Annotated in this window: 15 protein-coding genes; 4 read left to right on the forward strand and 11 right to left on the reverse strand. The window is 33.7% G+C overall.

Annotated elements, in window-relative coordinates:
- Positions 1 to 4: 4 nt before the first annotated feature.
- From OZP09_RS18470 to OZP09_RS18520, 11 genes are all read right to left on the reverse strand, one after another.
- Positions 5 to 1276, reverse strand: coding sequence for an adenylosuccinate synthase (locus OZP09_RS18470; protein ID WP_281309790.1), 1272 nt, complete (start codon positions 1274 to 1276; stop codon positions 5 to 7).
- 95 nt (positions 1277 to 1371) lie between these two features.
- A complete protein-coding gene (locus OZP09_RS18475) occupies positions 1372 to 1836 on the reverse strand; it encodes a Fur family transcriptional regulator (protein ID WP_113677966.1) in 465 nt (154 codons plus the stop codon).
- An 88-nt stretch (positions 1837 to 1924) separates the two neighbouring features.
- Positions 1925 to 4144: a RelA/SpoT family protein gene (locus tag OZP09_RS18480; protein WP_269235134.1), complete on the reverse strand. Its 2220-nt coding sequence runs from the start codon at positions 4142 to 4144 to the stop codon at positions 1925 to 1927.
- A 239-nt stretch (positions 4145 to 4383) separates the two neighbouring features.
- Positions 4384 to 5172, reverse strand: a complete 789-nt coding sequence (locus OZP09_RS18485) for a TrmH family RNA methyltransferase (RefSeq protein WP_269235135.1) — start codon at positions 5170 to 5172, stop codon at positions 4384 to 4386.
- A gap of 96 nt (positions 5173 to 5268) precedes the next feature.
- Positions 5269 to 5769: a hypothetical protein gene (locus OZP09_RS18490; protein ID WP_269235136.1), complete on the reverse strand. Its 501-nt coding sequence runs from the start codon at positions 5767 to 5769 to the stop codon at positions 5269 to 5271.
- A 44-nt stretch (positions 5770 to 5813) separates the two neighbouring features.
- A complete protein-coding gene (locus OZP09_RS18495; protein WP_269235137.1) occupies positions 5814 to 7145 on the reverse strand; it encodes a DUF58 domain-containing protein in 1332 nt (443 codons plus the stop codon).
- 24 nt (positions 7146 to 7169) lie between these two features.
- Positions 7170 to 7784, reverse strand: a complete 615-nt coding sequence (locus tag OZP09_RS18500; RefSeq protein WP_269235138.1) for a hypothetical protein — start codon at positions 7782 to 7784, stop codon at positions 7170 to 7172.
- A gap of 25 nt (positions 7785 to 7809) precedes the next feature.
- On the reverse strand, positions 7810 to 8823 hold the full coding sequence (locus OZP09_RS18505) for an AAA family ATPase (protein ID WP_281309791.1): 1014 nt from the start codon (positions 8821 to 8823) through the stop codon (positions 7810 to 7812).
- 39 nt (positions 8824 to 8862) lie between these two features.
- On the reverse strand, positions 8863 to 10071 hold the full coding sequence (locus OZP09_RS18510) for a DUF4350 domain-containing protein (protein ID WP_269235139.1): 1209 nt from the start codon (positions 10069 to 10071) through the stop codon (positions 8863 to 8865).
- Entirely contained in the window at positions 10064 to 10837 is a 774-nt protein-coding gene (locus OZP09_RS18515; protein WP_281309792.1) for a DUF4129 domain-containing protein, read from the reverse strand. The genes OZP09_RS18510 and OZP09_RS18515 overlap by 8 nt, the downstream gene beginning before the upstream one ends.
- A gap of 12 nt (positions 10838 to 10849) precedes the next feature.
- A complete protein-coding gene (locus tag OZP09_RS18520; RefSeq protein WP_281309793.1) occupies positions 10850 to 11830 on the reverse strand; it encodes a stage II sporulation protein M in 981 nt (326 codons plus the stop codon).
- 20 nt (positions 11831 to 11850) lie between these two features.
- On the opposite strand from OZP09_RS18520, the gene OZP09_RS18525 reads away from it, so the two are divergent.
- The 4 genes from OZP09_RS18525 to OZP09_RS18540 all read left to right on the forward strand — a co-directional run bounded on the left by OZP09_RS18525 (position 11851) and on the right by OZP09_RS18540 (position 15395).
- Positions 11851 to 12597 (forward strand): RDD family protein, encoded by a 747-nt coding sequence (locus OZP09_RS18525; RefSeq protein WP_281309794.1) that lies wholly within the window; start codon positions 11851 to 11853, stop codon positions 12595 to 12597.
- A 97-nt stretch (positions 12598 to 12694) separates the two neighbouring features.
- The gene (locus tag OZP09_RS18530) at positions 12695 to 13297 is read left to right on the forward strand and encodes a trimeric intracellular cation channel family protein (protein WP_281309795.1); all 603 of its coding nucleotides are present in this window, start codon (positions 12695 to 12697) and stop codon (positions 13295 to 13297) included.
- A gap of 8 nt (positions 13298 to 13305) precedes the next feature.
- Positions 13306 to 14283 carry a GNAT family N-acetyltransferase gene (locus OZP09_RS18535; protein ID WP_281309796.1) on the forward strand — a complete coding sequence of 326 codons (978 nt, stop codon included), beginning with the start codon at positions 13306 to 13308 and terminating at the stop codon, positions 14281 to 14283.
- Positions 14280 to 15395, forward strand: a complete 1116-nt coding sequence (locus OZP09_RS18540; protein ID WP_269235142.1) for a DegT/DnrJ/EryC1/StrS family aminotransferase — start codon at positions 14280 to 14282, stop codon at positions 15393 to 15395. Before OZP09_RS18535 ends, OZP09_RS18540 begins: the two co-directional genes overlap by 4 nt.
- Position 15396: the final 1 nt, after the last annotated feature.

Below are 15396 nucleotides of genomic sequence, written 5' to 3' on the forward strand. Positions count from 1 at the left end.
TGTGTTATTTTGTTATTGTTTGTTTTCTGTCTGGTCCAACCGATACAATTTTGATTGGCACTTCGATTTCGTTCTCAATAAACTCAATGTATTCTTTTAGCTCAATTGGTAATTGATCGTAAGTTGTCAATCCTGTTAAATCAGCTTTCCATCCTTTAAATTCTTTGTAAACCGGAGTTACGTTTTCCGGTTCAATGTTGTATGGGAAGTGAGAGATGTTCTGTCCTTTATAGTTATATTCAGTACAAACTTTCAAAGTTTCAAATCCGGAAAGAACATCGCCTTTCATCATCATTAACTGCGTAACTCCATTAACCTGAACAGCATATTTCAAAGCTACTAAATCCAGCCATCCGCAACGTCTTTGTCTTCCTGTTACAGAGCCGAATTCATTACCTACCCTTGCCATTGTAGCACCAACTTCGTCGAAAAGTTCAGTAGGGAAAGGTCCGCTTCCAACACGGGTAACGTAAGCTTTAAAAATTCCGTATACTTCCTTGATTTTATTAGGAGCAATTCCTAAACCTGTACAAGCCCCGGCAGCAGTAGTGTTTGATGAAGTTACGAAAGGGTAAGTTCCAAAATCAACATCTAATAAAGATCCCTGAGCTCCTTCACAAAGGATAGATTTACCTGCTTTTTGGGCCTGATGCATGTATTCTTCACTGTCAATGAAATCTAATTTTTTTAATTCGTCAATTGCTTCAAAGAATTCTTTTTCCAATTCAGCTAAATTATATTGAATAGCAACATCATAAAAAGCTATCATTGCCTCATGTTTGTCTGCCAAAGCTCTGTAACGTTCTTTAAAATCTTCTAATTCGATATCTCCAACACGTAAGCCATTTCTGCCTGTTTTGTCCATGTAAGTTGGCCCAATTCCTTTTAACGTAGAACCAATTTTTGCTTTTCCTTTTGAAGCTTCAGAAGCGGCATCAAGCAAACGGTGAGTTGGTAAAATTAAGTGTGCTTTTCTTGAAATGATCAGTTTGCTTTTGATATCAAGGTTGAATTTCTCTAAACCTTCGATTTCTTTTTGGAAAACTACGGGATCAATTACAACTCCATTTCCGATGATATTTACTGAATTTTTATGAAAAATTCCGGAAGGAATGGTTCTAAGCACGTGTTTAATTCCGTCAAATTCTAATGTATGTCCTGCATTTGGTCCTCCCTGAAAACGTGCAATAATATCATAATTTGAGGTAAGTACGTCAACAATTTTTCCTTTACCTTCGTCTCCCCATTGTAATCCTAGTAATAAATCTACGGTCATTCTGTTTTTAATTTGCGTTGGGACAATCTAAGCTGTCCTACTGATTATGTAGTTAATTTTTCTTTTTTTTTAGTTTTTTGAAAAGTCTTAACAGACTATGAATTTGAACTCTGCTTTTTGTTTCCGTAGAAATAAAGCGAGTGATTTGTAATTTCGATATCAAATATTTCTTCGATTGTTTTTTTGATGGTCTGGATTCTTGGATCACAAAATTCAATTACCTCACCCGAATCAGTCATGATAATATGATCGTGCTGTTTATCAAAATATGATTTTTCGTAGTAAGCCTGATTTTGCCCAAATTGATGTTTTCTCACCAATGCACAGTCTAACAATAACTCAATCGTGTTGTATAATGTAGCTCTGCTCACACGATAGTTTTTGTTTTTCATTTTGATATATAGGTTTTCTATATCAAAATGTTCCTCGCTGTCGTAAATTTCCTGAAGTATAGCATAACGCTCAGGAGTTTTGCGATGCCCTTTTTGTTCAAGGTACATTGTAAAAACATTTTTTACAATTTCTTGATTTCTAGTGTTGTCAGTTGAAATGAGTGTCATATCCGGCAAAGATAATTTTTTATTTTTAATCAATAAAAGTTTCGGGTTTAAAGTTTCGTTATAAAACCCCTATAGACTCGTTAAAAAGTTAGGTTCTGTATTCTCTGGTCACTTTGTCAACACCATCGATTTTTTTAATAGCACTAATCATTTTTTTCAGGATGGTATTGTTTTTCACAATTACAGCCACCTGTCCATGAAAAATTCCGGCGTCTGTGCTAAGCGAAATACTTTGAATATTTACGCTCATATTGTTAGAAATTACCTTTGTAAGCTGATTGGTAAGTCCCAAAACATCCATTCCTGTAATATTGATAATGGCTTTAAATTCTTCCTGAGAAGAGTCAATCCATTTGGCGCTCATAATGCGGTAAGCGTAGTTGGACTGCATTCCAATGGCATTTGGACAATCTTTTTTATGTACTTTGATTCCTTCGTTTATCGTAACAAATCCAAAAACATCATCACCCGGAATTGGATTGCAGCATTGTGATAATTTATAGTCCAGTTTGTCATGCTCAGTTCCAAAAACCAGCATGTCGTAATTGCTGCTGATGACCGGTTTATGGATATCTTCCGCAGCAGTATCTTTAGTTCTTTTGATTTTATTTTTGAAGAAATTGATAAAAGTATTGCTCTTTTGCGCTGCATAATCTTTTAACTGCTGGTTTTCGATAGCGCCAATTCCAACTCGATAAAATAAATCTAAACTCGTTTTTAATTTAAAAAAGTTAACTAACTCGTTTGTAACCTGCTCGTTAAGGTTGATTTTTAAATGCCTTAGTTTTCTGGTAAGTAATTCTTTTCCTTCTTCGGCAATTTTTTTAGTGTTTTCGTTAAGGACATTTTTGATTTTGTTTTTCGCTCTCGAAGTCGTTACATAATCAAGCCAGTTTACCGTTGGTTTTTGATTGGCAGAAGTAATGACTTCAACCTGATCACCACTTTTTAATTCGTGATTCAAAGGAACCAAACGTCCATTTACGCGTGTTCCTCTGGTTTTAATTCCAATTTCAGAGTGGATGCTAAAAGCAAAATCAAGCGAAGTTGCGCCTTTTGGCAATGATTTGATTTCTCCTTTTGGCGTAAAAACGAAGATCTCCTGTGAGTAGAGATTCATTTTAAAATCTTCTACAAAATCAACCGCATTGGTTTCAGGATTTTCTAAAGCTTCACGAAGTAAATTAAGCCATACATCCAGACCACTTTCTTCAGATGCGCCGTTCTTGTATTTATAATGTGCCGCATATCCTTTCTCTGCAATTTCATCCATTCGTTCACTTCGTACCTGTACTTCAACCCAACGGCCTTTAGGTCCCATAACGGTTATGTGCAAAGCTTCATAACCTGTTGATTTAGGAGATGAGATCCAGTCTCGTAAACGACTCGGGCTGGGCCTGTAATGATCTGTTACGATGGAATAGATTTTCCATGCAATAAATTTTTCTTCATGTGAATCACATTTATAAACAATTCTCAGTGCAAATTTGTCGTAAACTTCATCAAAACTTACATTTTGGGCACGCATTTTTCGACGAATCGAATAAATCGATTTTGGACGTCCTTTTATAATATAGTCAACATTTTCCGCATCAAGTGACTTTTTCAGAACATCCGAAATATCTTTGATGTATGCGTCCTGTTCTTCTTTAGTCTCCCTTATTTTGCTTACGATATCTTCATAAACAGCCGGTTCTGTATATTTTAAGCCTAAATCTTCAAGTTTGGTTTTGATATTATAAAGTCCTAAACGATGGGCTAGAGGAGCATAAATGTATAAAGTTTCAGAAGCAATTTTGGTTTGTTTGTACTCCACCATTGAATCCATGGTCTGCATGTTGTGCAAACGATCCGCCAATTTGATCAGGATAACACGTACATCGTCGTTTAGTGTCAAAATCATTTTGCGGAAATTCTCTGCCTGCATTGAGGCATTCAGATCCTTTTGAACCATCGAAATCTTCGTTAATCCTTCGACCAATTGCGCTACTTTCGGATTGAATAAACGTTCAATATCTTCAACAGTAATCGGAGTATCTTCGACAACATCGTGCAATAAGGCCGCAGCAATAGAGGTGGCTCCCAAACCAATTTCGGAAGCTACAATTTTCGCAACTGCAATAGGATGAAAGATATACGCTTCTCCAGATTTACGCCTTTGTTCTTTATGCGCATCAACGGCAACATCAAAAGCTTTCCGAATTAGTTTTTTATCTGTAGGTGTTAAAGTCTGGTAACTGATTCGAAGTAATTCTTTGTACTCTTGTGCAATTGCTTTGTTTTCTTTTTCAATATCTATTTCTGTCATAGCGGCATGGTTCAATCCTTAAAAATATGAATTTGTTTAAATATACGCAAGGGAATGGATTGCTGATTTAGGATTTTAAAATTTAAGTTTGAGTGAGTAAAATTAGATTTTTTTGGAATAAAAAAGGACTTCAGCTCAGCTCAGTCTGACAATAAGAAAGTGTTTAAAAAATAAATGAAAAATATTTAATCTTTTTGTCGTAAGAAAGTCATAGACTTTTAATTTCAAACAACAAACAACTAAAACCCTCTTTGTCTCTTAGCTTCAAAAATTAAAATAGCAGCAGCGACTGAAACATTCATGCTGTCAATTTCGCCCTGCATCGGGATAATTATGTTTTGTGTTGCAGCATCGCGCCATTCCTGAGTCAATCCTGTCGCTTCTGTACCGACAACCAAAGCGGTTGGAGTAGTGAAGTTTTGTGTGTGATAAGAAGTTGAATTTTGTAATGTAGCACAATAAAAATCAATCTTTTTTTCTTTCAAAAAAGAAATGATTTCATCGGTAGTTCCTGTTGCAATCTGATTGGTAAACAAACAGCCAACGCTGGAACGAACAATATTTGGATTGTATAAATCGCTTTTTGGATTGGCAATCAAAACAGCATCCAGCCTGGCAGCATCTGCTGTTCGTAAAAGGGCACCGATATTTCCTGGTTTTTCAGGAGCTTCGGCTACAAGAATCAAGGGATTTTCGGATAAATTTAAATCTGATAATTGCAGTGATTTGGTTTTGGCTACAGCCAAAATTCCTTCTGTCGTATCGCGATACGCCAGTTTTTGATAGACTTCTTTGTTGATTTCAATTAATTGAACTGATGATGAAACCAGTTTATAAATTTCATTTTCAGAAACCAGTTCAGGTAAAAATAAAACGGTTTCTATTTCGTAACCGCCTTTTTGAGCTAATGAAATTTCACGCAATCCTTCAATCAAAAATGTGCCGGTTTGTTTGCGGGCTTTTGCTTTTTCCTGCAATAAAACAAGTGATTTTATATACGGATTTTGGACTGACGTGATTTGTTTCATTTTTTTGAGCGACTGAGTTTTGGAGGTGCTAAGGTACTGAGATTTTTAAAAGGATAAAAATCTAGAAGAGCATGCCTTCGAGTTTTTATGTTTTTTTTAATTGTTGGCTTTTCTTGACCTTTTGATATTTATGACAGTTTTTACGGCCACAAGAAATAGAATTATAACTAATGAAATCTCAATTCCAATAAAGGTGTAATAAATATTTTTCATTCCATTATCCTCATGTATTTGTATATTGGCTGATAGTGGCGGATAAATTGTCCATCCAGCTTCTATAATAAGTGATTTTGTAACCGAAATTAAGTAAGACATTACTATTATCATCAATGTATTTGAAAACAGGAATATTCCATTAATTATGGTATTTCTTAATCGTGAAATCAGTATTCGTATTGAATAAACAATAAAAAATACATTTGCGATAATAAAAAAGAGAATATGAATAGATACGACTATAAAATAGGTGTCATGAATATTTATGTCAACTGTAGAATTGAAATCAGAAAAATTAAAAGGTAAAAAAGGATGCCAGATTAAACAGCTAATTATTAATGAAGCTATTATCCAAAGTATTTCTTTTCTTAAAATTTTCATACAGATTTACATTTCACATTTTACAACCTTCATCTCACAATTCGTTACAAAATCCCCCTAGACTTAATCTCCAAATATTTATTGATGGCATCCAAAGTCAGATTTTCAGGTTGTGTAAGAACCGAATGAATACCGTATTTTTTCAGTTCATTGGCAATTAAACGTTTTTCGAACATGAATTTTTCGGCAATTACTTTGTCATACACTTCCTGGATGGTATCGGTTTTTTTATTGATGATTTCGTTCAGTTCGGTATTGCTGAAAAATACGACCACCAATAAATGACTTTTTGCAATTCCTTTCAAATAAGGCAACTGGCGGTTTAATCCGTCCATGGTCTCGAAATTTGTGTAGAGGATGATCAGGCTGCGCTGGTTGATGTTTTTCTTGACATCTACATACAAACGGCTATAATCGCTTTCAAAAAAATCGGTTTTGATGTTGTATAAGGTTTCCAGTATTTTTTGCATCTGCGAACCTCTTTTTTCTGCAAAAACCCTGTTTTCTACTTTTTTAGAGAAAGCGAAAATTCCGGCTTTGTCCTGCTTTTTCAAAACCACATTGGCTAAAACCAAAGCTGAATTAATGGCGTAATCCAATAAACTCAAACCGTTAAAAGGCATTTGCATCACACGGCCTTTATCAATCGCCAGATAAACCGACTGCGATTTTTCGTCCTGAAACTGATTGACCATTAAGCTGTTTTTCTTGGCAGTAGCTTTCCAGTTTAAAGTTCTAAGATCGTCACCCTGAACATATTCTTTGATTTGCTCAAACTCCATGGTATGCCCAATTCGGCGTATTTTCTTGATTCCGTATTGAAACAGATTATTTGAAAAAGCCAGTAAATCATACTTTCTTAACTGAATATACGATGGATAAGTAGGAACCATTTTATCTTTATCGAAAGTAAATCTTCTGGAAATGAGTTTCAAAGGTGAAGAAACGTAAATGTTTAAATTTCCAAAATAATATTCACCTCGTTCTGTTGGGCGTAAATCGTATCCAACTTTATCCTGAGCAGACGCTTTAACAGTTCTCTCAATTTTGAAGTCACGTACCTGAAACTGAAACGGAATTTCATCAATGATTTTAATTGAAATAGGGAAAGTATAATGGTTTTGGACAGAAATATTTACGGGATTCAAATCACCATTCGAAAGCTTTTCAGGCATTTCCCTTGAAGCTTCAATTCCGGTTCGGGCTACATACAAAAGCAGAACATCCAGTACCAGAAAAGTGATTAAAATCAGGACAAGAAACCAGATTCCGTTGTATATAACCGGAAAAATAAAAGCGCACACGAATAGTCCTATGATACCTAAAAGGACATAGAAAAAGAAGTTGTTAAGGTATAGGCTTTTTATGAATTTCAATTTAAAAATATTTAGTTTTTCGTACTATATTTTAGTGAGGCTGTCATAATCAAAGCCCTGCAAGTAGTCTATTTTCCAGACTCCATTTTCCTTTACGGCTCTAACTTTGTATTTTGAACTGTCTTTCCAGGCAGTCCATATCCAATTAAAAACAGCCCTATTGTTATCAATCTTTAAATCAGTTAACTTAAGTGTTTTCCAATATAAATCCGGATTATCCTGACATTCGCACCACATGTTACTGTCATTGCCATATGGAGGCAGGTCACCAACAAAATACTCCATTTTATTAGTTTTAAGATTATCGTTTATTTTGAGTCCAATCTTATTATAATTGTCCAGAAATTTTTGCGTAAAAAAGTTGGTCTTTTTAAGCTCATTTAATTTTTTATTATGAGCTTTTAAATTTAAGCCAATATATTTGTCGCCCTTATGATTTTCAATAACATCAAAGTCGGGCCCTTCACTTTTTGTCTCAATCCATTCATACGTTTTTCGAATTAATGTTTCAAGCTGTTGCTTATCACTTATAAAATTAATTGACTTCTTTTGCATTGAAAGCGCATCATCATTTGTATGTGTATGACTAACTAGTAAAATCCAAATAAATAGCAGAGAAAATAATTTTGATAATTTCATTTTATTTAATATTTCAATATTATAATTACCTCGGAATCTCTACTGTTTCAATAATTTGCTTAATAATTTCTGCACTTGTAATTCCTTCCATTTCACGCTCCGGAGCCACAATGACACGATGCTGTAAAACCGGAACAGCAGCTTCTTTAATATCTTCAGGAGTTACAAAATCGCGTCCGCGAATGGCAGCAAAACCTTTGGCCGCATTTAAAATGGCGATTGATGCACGAGGTGAAGCTCCTAAATATAAAAAGGCATTTTCACGTGTATTCACTACAATTCTTGCAATGTATTCCAGTAAATTTTGTTCTACCCTGATTTGTTTGATCAGCGCCTGATATCCTTTTATTTCTTCGGCAGAAAGAATAGTTTTAATCGCTTCTAATTTTCCATGATCCTGTAAAAGATGTTCTCTCTGGATAATGAGGATTTCTTCGTCTAATTTTGGGTAATCAATCGAAATTTTGAATAAAAAACGGTCCAATTGTGCTTCAGGCAAACGATAAGTACCTTCCTGCTCAATAGGGTTTTGTGTAGCAATAACCAAAAAAGGCGCTTCAAGCTGATAGGCTGAACCATCAATAGTTATCTGGCGTTCTTCCATAACCTCAAAAAGAGCAGCCTGAGTTTTGGCCGGTGCACGATTGATCTCGTCAATTAAAATCAAATTAGAAAAAATGGGTCCCTGTTTAAATTCAAATTCTGAACTTTTCAAATTAAAAATCGAAGTTCCTAAAATATCAGAAGGCATTAAATCCGGTGTAAACTGAATTCGGCTAAAGCCAATATTAAGTGTTTTCGATAATAATTTGGCTGTAATAGTTTTGGCAACTCCCGGAACACCTTCGAGTAAAACGTGTCCGTTTGATAAAATAGCAACCAGTAATTGATCGATCATTTTGTGCTGGCCTACAATTACTGTTTCAATTTCTTTTTTGATACTATTGACATGATCTAAAAGAGGCGCTAAGTTTAATCGTGTTTCAAAATTCACATTTTCGTTTGTGATTTCGGTTTCTGTTGTATTGATATCGTCCATGTTTCGTATGTTTTCTTTTGATGAATTTCAGTTAAAATATTAATGTAAAACTTTCTCTATAGCATTATTAATCCGGATTAAATCTTCTTCGAGGCTTCCGTGGTAACTTTTCCGGTGTTCGTTGATTAAAAATACAAGTTCCCTGATGTCGTTTTCATCTTTTCCGGACTTATGATGCAGTTTTTTGACAAAATCATCATCTAATTTCGATGTATCCATCAAATATTCATTACGGATCCTTTCCAGAAAATAAATGATTTTTTTATCAATAATATTATCGTGATCGCCTTCCTGATAATATAAATTTCCGATAGTTTTGGTAAAATCAACGGTTAAATTAGGTAATGGTTTTAGTATCGGGACTATCCTTTGTTTTCGTTTGGCATTAAAAAGGATAAAAATCAATATTCCGATTAAAGATAAGTATAAAGCCCATTTTAAAGCAGGCTGACTTAAAATATAGCGCAGCGGAGAACCTGAGATCGACTCGCTGTTTTGCCCTTTTGTATACCAATAAACATTTCCTTTTGGAACATACGAAAGTACACTTTGAGCGTATTGATAATGATCGTCTTTTAATAAATGGAAATTAGAAAAAGCGGCAGGCTGAGTATGTAAATAAAAATAGCCATTTACATACGGCACTTTAATAAAATTGATTCTTTTTTGATTTTGCTTATTCGCCTGATAACCTAAGACTGTGGTTTGTAAAGTATCAATCTTTGAAAAATAGTATGAACCCATACCTTCAGTTAAATGAAATTTTTTGTTTCCTAAGTTTTTATTAGCCAGCCAAATTGAGGTGCTGTCAGAATATTGAAAATCGGTTCTGAAGTCAATTTTTAAGCTGTCTAAAAGTGGCTGTGGGAACGTTTTCATGCTTAGGAAAGCATTGTTTCCATGTGACACAAAATAAAAAAGTTCCGTCATTGACTGATCATCAATGGCAGCAAATTCTGTAATGTTAAAAAAAGTTCCCTTTATTTTATACGTTCCCACAACGGTATCCGGAACATATTTTGAATCGAGGAACTCATAAGGGGTTAAAGCGGAAACTCTTTCAATCTTTTGTTTTTTTAAAAGACCGTCAATTTCTTTATCGAAAACATATAATCCAAGCGGAATTTTATCATTCACAGAATAAGTAGGAGTCCAGTCAATCTTTTTAGGAGAATTGCCACCTGCTATTAAAATTAAGGCAAAAACCAAAACCAGAATAGCGATATAAATTTTAATCGATTTACCCATGGTTAAAGGTTTTTATTGCGTTTTTAAAACGGTTTTCTGCTTTTTCGAACATTCTTTCATCAATTTCAAATTCGCCATACCAGATATAGTTATATACGTATGACAAATAGGTGAATTCGTCTTTATGAGCAGCGTTTTTAATTTCGTGTAAATAATCGGAATTGGTTTTTTCAATATCCCATTCGATGTAATGATTTTTGGCCATTACTTTTAACAACCATAAATAATAATATCGGATAGCAATTCTTTTTTCTCCTCTTTCAATAGATTCTTTAATGAGTTTTTTGAAATCCAGAAGATGGATGTTTTTTTCAATATCGGAGTAATGAACTACTTTTTGTTTCGCTTCCTTACTGAAAATCCATTTTCCTTCCTTTCCAATTAGAGCCTTGACAATCAGATAAATTACAAAAACGACAATTAATATGGCTAGTACTTTAAGTAAAATTGTTACAAAATTAAGTGATGCCTGCGGGTTTTTAAAAGTAAATATTTCATTAAGTAGGTCTGCCAGCCATTCTTTAAAATAATCCCACCAATTTTTTTCAGGTATTTTTTGTTCGTATACAAAATCACTGTCGGTATATTTTTTTTTGAAATTTTTCGGAAATGTTTTAGCCTCTATAGTATCTGAATCGACATAAATATCAGCCTCAGTATATTTTACTGACGCGACTTTTGGTGGATCAGTTTTAACCACAGTATCCTGTGCACTCAGGATATTGAAGCAAAAGAAAAAAGAAAAAAGAAGTAAAATTCTATTCATTATTGGATATCATTAATTCAATTTGGCTGATAGCTGTTGTGTTTTTTTGTGAACAATAAAAGGATAAACCAAATAATAAAAAGAGATAATACCCAATGTAAAAAGGATAATAAAACTGCTAAGCCAATTAGGCATATCAATAGAATATCGTGTTATAAAACCTTCCAGAAATCCGGCACTTATTGTAAAAGGAAATGTACTGAGAAAGATTTTGAAACTATTTTTAAAGCCTATTTTAAATGAATTTACTCTCGAAAAAGTTTTAGGGAATAAAATAGAAGCTCCTAAAATGAATCCGGCAGCAGTTTCAATTACAATGGCAAAAATTTCCATAGCGCCATGAATCCAGATTCCGCGGACACTTTTCCAAAATACATTTTGTTCGAAAAAAAAGTATTGAAATGCGCCCAGCATAATGCCGTTTTGAGACGAAATATAAAAAGTCCCAATTCCGCCAAAAAGCCCCCAAATATAGCATCTGGCTCCTACATAAAGATTGTTCATGGTGATTCCAACAAAACTTCCCCAATTGCTTCCGGAGCCGTAAACCGCCATTGGATTTCCCTTCTTGATGTTGTCCAAAGTCATGTTTACATAACCATCACCTAAAATTAAACGGACAAAATCATGGTCATACCTAGCTGAAATTACACCAATGGCAACGGTGGCAAAAAATAGTACAAATGCATATAGCAAATACCTCCTGTAATCGTAAACCAGAAGAGGTACTTCGGTTTTAAAAAATTCAAAAAATCTGTTTTTTTCAGCTCGTTTGGTTTTGTAAATCTTTTGATAAATCTGTGATGCCAGATGATTTAAGTAAATTACTGTTTTACTTTTTGGATAATACGTTTGTGCATACGACAGGTCATTCATCATTTGAATGTACAAATTAGCTAACTCATCAGGATTTTTTTTAGCTTTACCAAAAATAGCCAGTTCAAATTCCAGCCATTTTTCTTTATTTTGTTTTATGAATGCAACTTCTCTCATTGAAGGCTAAAATATAAAATATGTCAGAATTATCTATAAACACAACACAAAATGTTAAAATAAATTTCATAGCTGCTTCTGCAGGCGAGCGAATTGGTTCTTATTTTATCGATTTAGTTATCAAAATAGCCTATGGGATAGTGGTTTACCTGATTTTTTTCAATTGGCTCAATCTGGATCTTTTATTTAAAAATTTAGATCAGTGGTCTGTTGGCACAATTCTTTTAGGGTTTTATTTCCCGGTTATGATTTATTCCCTTACTCTTGAAAGCATTTTTGAAGGACAAACGATAGGAAAAAAACTGAACAAAATAAAAGTGGTTAAAATTGACGGCTATCAGGCTGGTTTTGGAGATTATCTGATGCGATGGTTTTTCAGGCTGATAGATATTTCAATTTTTAACGGAATTATAGCTTTGATTGCTGTCGTTTCAAGTAAAAAAGGGCAGAGGCTCGGCGATATGGTTGCAGGGACTTCAGTAATTACCCTGAAAAATAAAATTAATATCAGCCATACCATTTTAGAAGAAATAGAAGAAACCTATGTTCCAACCTATCCTCTCGTTATTAAATTGTCAGACAACGATATGCGTATCATAAAGGAAACATTTTTAAGGGCTGAAGCCAAAAATGATTATGAGATTATTTACAAATTAGTTTATAAAATTGAAAGTGTTACCGGAATCAAAAATCAGTCGATTGGAGATCCGGCCGGTTTTATCCGCACTGTTTTAAAAGATTATAATTTCTATACACAGAATATGTAAAAAATACAATGTCAATATCAATGACAATTTTAAGTTGAATTAAAAATATTTTTAATCTTAGAAGCTTAGCTACTTAGAATCTTAGAACTTTATAATCATGTTCCACCTTTTAGATATTATCGGTACAATGGCGTTTGCTATGTCAGGTGCTTTAACAGCCATGAATAAAAGACTGGATCCGTTTGGTGTTTTTATAATAGCTTTTGTTACGGCAGTTGGCGGCGGAACCCTTCGAGATGTTCTGATTGGAAGAACTCCGGTTGGATGGATGCTGGATTTGAAATATGTTTATGTGATTATTTTAGGATTTGGATTGGCAATTCTGTTTAGAAAAAAATTCGATAAACTTCGTACTTCACTATTTTTATTTGATACAATCGGATTAGGCGTTTTTACTTTAATCGGACTTGAAAAAGGAATCTCAATTGGACTGCATCCTGTAATTTGTATTGCCTTAGGAACAATGACGGCCTGTTTTGGAGGAGTAATTCGTGATATTTTGTGTACAGAAATCCCAACGATTTTCAGAAGGGAAATTTATGCCACGATTTGTATTTTCGGCGGAATTGTATTTTTTGCTTTGCGAAGTCTGGATTTGGATAAAGATATTTTATATTTAGCGACTTCAGTTGTTATAATTTCGGTACGTTTGATGGCTGTAAAATTCAAATGGTATCTACCGGCATTCGATCATAAATAAATAGTAAATTGAATAAATATATAGTAAAAAAATATACTGAAAACGATTATAAAATATGGAATGACTTTATTGCTCAGGCCAAAAACGCTACGTTTTTATTTCATCGGGATTTTATGGAATATCATAAAGATCGTTTTGAGGATTATTCTTTAATGGTTTTAGAAGGTAAAAAATTAGTAGCAGTTTTACCGGCAAACAGAGTGGGAAATACTCTTTATTCACATCAGGGATTGACGTATGGAGGTTTGGTTTATAAAGAAAGTTTAAAGTTGTCAGCCGTGATTGATATTTTTAAAAGCGTTTTGTTTTTTTTGAAAGAGAATGCTATTCAGAAATTACAGTTGAAATTAATTCCCTCGATTTACCATCAAAAGCCGGCCGAGGAATTGAATTATATTTTATTTTTAGTAAAAGCGCGATTAATTCGAAGAGATACTTTGGGAGTTATTGATTTGTCCAAAAAAATATTGATTGCATCTGGCAGAAAAGAAGGAGTTGTAAAAGGGCAAAAGAATAAATTAGAAATAAGAGAAGTTGATAATTTTGAATTATTCTGGAATTCTGTTTTGATTCCAAATTTAACTTTGAAACATCAGGCAAAACCAGTTCATACCCTAGAAGAAATTACAAAATTGAAACTTTTATTTCCAGAAAAAATACGTCAATTCAATGTGTATGAAAATGGAGTTATTATAGCCGGAACTACTATTTTTGAGAGCTCGATTGTTGCTCATTGTCAATATATTTCAGGAAAAGGGGATAAAAATAGATTGGGAGGACTTGATTTATTGCTGTACTATTTAATTACAGAAGTTTTTAAAAATAAGCAGTTCTTTGATTTCGGATCTTCTAATGAAAATCAAGGCAGAAAGCTGAATAATGGCTTGTCTTATTGGAAGGAAAGTTTTGGAGCAAATATTGTTGTTCATGATTTTTATGAATTAGAAACTTCAAATGATAATTTATTAGATAATGTTTTAAAATGATAAAATTCCTTGATCTAAAAAAAATTAACGAACCTTACGAAGCTGCTTTTCAGGATAAGTTGAAATTGGTTTTGGAAAATGGCTGGTATATTTTAGGAAAAGAAACAGAAATATTTGAAAATGCTTTTTCAGCTTATTGTAATTCAGAATATTGCATAGGTGTAGGGAACGGTTTTGATGCTTTGGTTTTGATTTTTAAAGGTTATATTCAATTAGGCAAACTGAAAAAAGGAGATGAGGTTATTGTTCCGGCAAATACTTTTGTTGCTAGTATTTTAGCCATTTTAGAAGCAGGTTTGATTCCGGTTTTTATTGAACCTAAATTAGAAACGTACAATATTAATCCGGATTTAATTTCTGAAAAACTTACATCTAAAACGAAGGCAATTTTAGTTGTTCATCTGTATGGACAATTAGCAGAAATGACGGCTATTAAGGAAATCGCAAATCAAAATAATTTATTGGTGATCGAAGATGCGGCTCAGGCACATGGTGCAGTTTTAGATCTGACATCATCGGGAAGAGTTCAGAAGGTAGGAAATCTTTCCCATGCTGCGGCTTTTAGCTTTTATCCTGGAAAGAATTTAGGTGCTTTAGGCGATGGAGGAGCAGTTACGACAAATGACGATAAATTGTCAAAAACGATTCAATCGCTTAGGAATTATGGCTCTGAAGCAAAATATCAAAATGAATACCTTGGTGTAAATTCAAGAATGGATGAGCTGCAGGCTGCTTTTCTGAATGTGAAACTCCCCAATTTAGATACTGAAAATAGTATGCGAAGAGCGATTGCTAAACGTTATTTGGCAGAAATAAAAAACGAAAAGATTGAATTGCCATTTTGGGATTATTCTGAAAACCACGTTTTTCATTTGTTTGTTATCCGTACAGAACACAGAGATCATTTACAAGACTATTTATCAAAAAACGGAATTCAGACCATGATTCATTATCCGATTTCGCCACATAAGCAAAAAGCCTTTTCAGACTGGAATCATTTATCTTTTCCGGTTACTGAAATGATACACAATGAAGTTTTGAGTTTACCAATAAGCCCTGTAATTACTAATGATGAGGTGAGTTTCATAATAGAGGCTTTAAATAAATATTAAA

It is taken from the genome of Flavobacterium flavigenum, assembly GCF_027111255.2.
Taxonomy (GTDB): Bacteria; Bacteroidota; Bacteroidia; order Flavobacteriales; family Flavobacteriaceae; genus Flavobacterium; species Flavobacterium flavigenum.

What these genes read in the sequence shown, in the direction of transcription:
- OZP09_RS18470 (WP_281309790.1), bottom strand. Translation starts at nt 1,276, where the DNA reads ATGACCGTAGATTTATTACTAGGATTACAATGGGGAGACGAAGGTAAA.
- OZP09_RS18475 (WP_113677966.1), bottom strand. Translation starts at nt 1,836, where the DNA reads ATGACACTCATTTCAACTGACAACACTAGAAATCAAGAAATTGTAAAA.
- OZP09_RS18480 (WP_269235134.1), bottom strand. Translation starts at nt 4,144, where the DNA reads ATGACAGAAATAGATATTGAAAAAGAAAACAAAGCAATTGCACAAGAG.
- OZP09_RS18485 (WP_269235135.1), bottom strand. Translation starts at nt 5,172, where the DNA reads ATGAAACAAATCACGTCAGTCCAAAATCCGTATATAAAATCACTTGTT.
- OZP09_RS18490 (WP_269235136.1), bottom strand. Translation starts at nt 5,769, where the DNA reads ATGAAAATTTTAAGAAAAGAAATACTTTGGATAATAGCTTCATTAATA.
- OZP09_RS18500 (WP_269235138.1), bottom strand. Translation starts at nt 7,784, where the DNA reads ATGAAATTATCAAAATTATTTTCTCTGCTATTTATTTGGATTTTACTA.
- OZP09_RS18505 (WP_281309791.1), bottom strand. Translation starts at nt 8,823, where the DNA reads ATGGACGATATCAATACAACAGAAACCGAAATCACAAACGAAAATGTG.
- OZP09_RS18510 (WP_269235139.1), bottom strand. Translation starts at nt 10,071, where the DNA reads ATGGGTAAATCGATTAAAATTTATATCGCTATTCTGGTTTTGGTTTTT.
- OZP09_RS18515 (WP_281309792.1), bottom strand. Translation starts at nt 10,837, where the DNA reads ATGAATAGAATTTTACTTCTTTTTTCTTTTTTCTTTTGCTTCAATATC.
- OZP09_RS18520 (WP_281309793.1), bottom strand. Translation starts at nt 11,830, where the DNA reads ATGAGAGAAGTTGCATTCATAAAACAAAATAAAGAAAAATGGCTGGAA.
- OZP09_RS18525 (WP_281309794.1), top strand. Translation starts at nt 11,851, where the DNA reads ATGTCAGAATTATCTATAAACACAACACAAAATGTTAAAATAAATTTC.
- OZP09_RS18530 (WP_281309795.1), top strand. Translation starts at nt 12,695, where the DNA reads ATGTTCCACCTTTTAGATATTATCGGTACAATGGCGTTTGCTATGTCA.
- OZP09_RS18540 (WP_269235142.1), top strand. Translation starts at nt 14,280, where the DNA reads ATGATAAAATTCCTTGATCTAAAAAAAATTAACGAACCTTACGAAGCT.